Below are 1,301 nucleotides of genomic sequence, written 5' to 3'. Positions count from 1 at the left end.
CCCGGCCGAGGCGCGGGCTCCCGCAGGCGGGCCTGTTCCGGGGCGCTTCCGGCGCCATGGCGGCGCCACGCCCGCCTGACGATCACGGTCGATCCGAAATCGTGATTGCACAAGTTTCGAACGCTTCTTATCATGGCTCAAAATAAGGCCAAAAACTAAGCCTCATCAGGGGCTTTGGGGAGTGGACCTAGTGGCTGCGACCGAGTCGGACGCCCGGGGACCAAACGAGGCGGGGCTCGCCGCGCTGCCTTGCGGGCATGTCGACGACGTCGATCTGCTCCGCGCCCGGCATTACGACCTGCTGGCCGTCCTGCTGGGCCGCGCGCCGGATCAGCCCTTGCTGGACAGGCTGGCGCTCCTCTCCGGAGACGACAGCGCTCTGGGTCGGCTGACCGCGAACCTCGCCCGGGCCGCCGCCGAGACCGACGCCGCGGCGGTCGAGCGCGAGTTCTTCACCCTCTTCATCGGCGTCGGGCGCGGCGAACTGCTGCCATACGCGTCATATTACCTGACGGGCTTCCTCAACGAGCGGCCGCTGGCGCGGGTCCGCGGCGACCTGGCCGCGCTCGCGATCGAGCGCCAGGAACGCGTGAGCGAGCCCGAAGACCACCTCGCGGTCCTGTTCGAGGCGATGGCGGGTCTCGCCGCCGGCCGCTTCGCTGCGCCGCCCGGCGAGGAACAAAGGTTCTTCGAGCGGAATTTACAACCTTGGGCCGGGCGTTTCCTGGCCGATCTCGAGGCGGCGAACGCCGCGCGTTTCTACCGCTCGGTCGGCGCGCTCGGCCGGGCTTTCCTCGATATCGAGGCGGAAGCGTTCGCCATGAGTGCGTGAGGTCCCGGCGTCGCGGCTCGCGCCGCGGCGTTCCCTGCAATCCGCGGATGCGCGGGCCGAGGAGGAATGAGGATGCGCCAGGATCGGAAGCAGGAACTTGGACGCCGGCAGTTCTTCCGCGCGCTGGGCGGCGGAGCGGTCGTGACGGCGGCCGCAGCCGCTTCTCCGCTGACCGCCACGGACGCGCAGGCCTACGACCCCGGCAGCGACCAGCTCAGGTCGCTGTACAGGGTGACGCCGGACGTGAAGGCGTTCTACCGCACCAATGCTTACGAGACGCTGCCCGACAACGTGTTCGACAAGTTCATCGCCAAGAACAAGTGAGGCGGCCATGCTGATCAAGCGCAAGAAAAGCGAGGCGGGCGCCACGAGGCTGCAGGCGGCCGCCGCCGGATTGGCGGCCGGGGCGGTATGCGGGCCATCGTGGCGATCGTCGCCTCGATCTCCTTCACGCCGATCGTCTTGCGCC

Annotated in this window: 2 protein-coding genes; both read left to right on the top strand. The window is 69.0% G+C overall.

Translation table 11 applies throughout. The annotated features are described in order from the left end of the window. Nucleotides 1-190 precede the first annotated feature (190 nt). Nucleotides 191-832 carry a TorD/DmsD family molecular chaperone gene (locus ACIKT0_RS18405; RefSeq protein ID WP_407106767.1) on the top strand — a complete coding sequence of 214 codons (642 nt, stop codon included), beginning with the start codon at nt 191-193 and terminating at the stop codon, nt 830-832. Nucleotides 833-904: 72 nt separating this feature from the next. Beyond that, a complete protein-coding gene (locus ACIKT0_RS18400) occupies nt 905-1,156 on the top strand; it encodes a formate dehydrogenase (protein WP_407106766.1) in 252 nt (83 codons plus the stop codon). The last annotated feature ends 145 nt before the right edge of the window (nt 1,157-1,301 follow it).

This window comes from Hansschlegelia beijingensis, assembly GCF_045505405.1.
Classification (GTDB): Bacteria; Pseudomonadota; Alphaproteobacteria; order Rhizobiales; family Methylopilaceae; genus Methylopila; species Methylopila beijingensis_A.
This window is presented reverse-complemented; position numbering and strand designations above follow the sequence as displayed.

What these genes read in the sequence shown, in the direction of transcription:
- ACIKT0_RS18400 (WP_407106766.1), top strand. Translation starts at nt 905, where the DNA reads ATGCGCCAGGATCGGAAGCAGGAACTTGGACGCCGGCAGTTCTTCCGC.